Source organism: Streptomyces sp. NPDC090442 (assembly GCF_044769405.1).
Classification (GTDB): domain Bacteria; phylum Actinomycetota; class Actinomycetes; order Streptomycetales; family Streptomycetaceae; genus Streptomyces.
This window is the reverse complement of the sequence record NZ_JBIVXW010000269.1, coordinates 1-1,271: the sequence shown is the minus strand read 5'-3', so window position 1 is coordinate 1,271 and position 1,271 is coordinate 1. Positions and strand designations below refer to the sequence as shown.

General features: G+C 64.4%; 2 protein-coding genes and 1 pseudogene. All 3 read right to left on the bottom strand.

The annotated features are described in order from the left end of the window. Positions 1–22: 22 nt before the first annotated feature. The gene (locus tag ACIQU6_RS44965; protein WP_403488554.1) at positions 23–418 is read right to left on the bottom strand and encodes a hypothetical protein; all 396 of its coding nucleotides are present in this window, start codon (positions 416–418) and stop codon (positions 23–25) included. A 100-nt stretch (positions 419–518) separates the two neighbouring features. Further along, positions 519–581: pseudogene (locus tag ACIQU6_RS44960) on the bottom strand (hypothetical protein); the annotation flags it as partial. 171 nt (positions 582–752) lie between these two features. Beyond that, on the bottom strand, positions 753–1,013 hold the full coding sequence (locus tag ACIQU6_RS44955) for a hypothetical protein (RefSeq protein ID WP_403488552.1): 261 nt from the start codon (positions 1,011–1,013) through the stop codon (positions 753–755). Positions 1,014–1,271 lie beyond the last annotated feature (258 nt).

Sequence of the window (1,271 nt, the reverse complement as noted above, 5' to 3'; positions counted from 1 at the left end):
GCCTGGCCGCCGCCATCGATCACTACCGGTCGCACCCCGACCACGCACTCGACCTCATCCATCCCAGAACCTGAGAAAGATCACACCCTGGATGCATAGCGGATAGCGGCCGCCTTGCGCTCGGAAGAGCCGCAGGGTGACAGTTGACCGGGTCCAGCAGGGGTTTGCTGCGGCGATGCCGCGTGGTCCAGAAGTCGGCCAGGGCGGGGTCGTTGGGCGACGCCGTTCCTGGCACCATCCGGTGTCGGACGATGGGGGTCCAGGCGAACCTTCGTAGGAAGAGGCCGCTGGGGCGGTCTCCGAACACCCACTTGTCCTGCCGGAACCGGTCGAACTGGCCGAAGTACCGGGTGACCACCCAGTTCCTCGACTTGTTCGGGTGGGAGTGCTTGGCCCACTTGCAGGTGAGCCTCCACACGTGGTGGTCCAGCAGGCGGAACGCTCGCTTGGACACCCCGTTGACACCGGTAATAGGCAGCCCAGCCTCTGATGATCGGGTTGAGCTTGACGATCAGCACTTCGGCGTTGGCCCCTCGCAGGGCGCGGGTCTCGGTGCTGAGCCGTTCCCGGATACGTCGCATGGCCGCGTTGCTCGGCTTGGTCAGCAGCTTGCCGCGGAACCGGCGGATGTTGAATCGTCGGGTAGCGGGGACGCATTGCTGCGTCCCCGCCCCCTCAGAACCGGGCGTGCCCGCTTTCCAGGCACCACGGCTCAAGCAAGCCCCGAGGACGACGAGGTTTCCGCGTCGGCGTCATGGCTGGTGCACCGCTCTTCTGGCAAGGATCTGCCGTCGGGAGTGCGCGTGGAGGAGTCGGTAGAAGGCGATGAGCAGCTTTCCGCTGCCCTGCCGATCGACGTGGCGGCGGATGTCGAAGCCCAGGAACGAGAACCCGTCCTCAACGTGGACGATGCGTGTCTTGTCCTCGTTGAAGCGGAGTCCTCTCGGCTCGAGCCATGCTGTGAGACTGGCCTTGACCTGCTCGGCCTGCTCACGACTGTGGCACATCGCCACGTAGTCGTCGGCTTATGCCGCACGTCGGGTTATGTCGACCGCGGGGGCGGAGAGTGTGACGGACCTGCAGTCCAGTTTTTGATAGTTCAGCATAATCGGCGTCCACCGCCTACGGGGGCGATATCCCTGTCTGGGCAGGCGAGTTGGCCGCAGACAGGAGATTCAACGCCGCTGCGTTAAGGCTTGAAAGCGCAGGTCAAGGGGTGCGGGAACAGGGCAAGGGGACTCCTGATAGATCAACTTGTTGCGAAGCGAGTC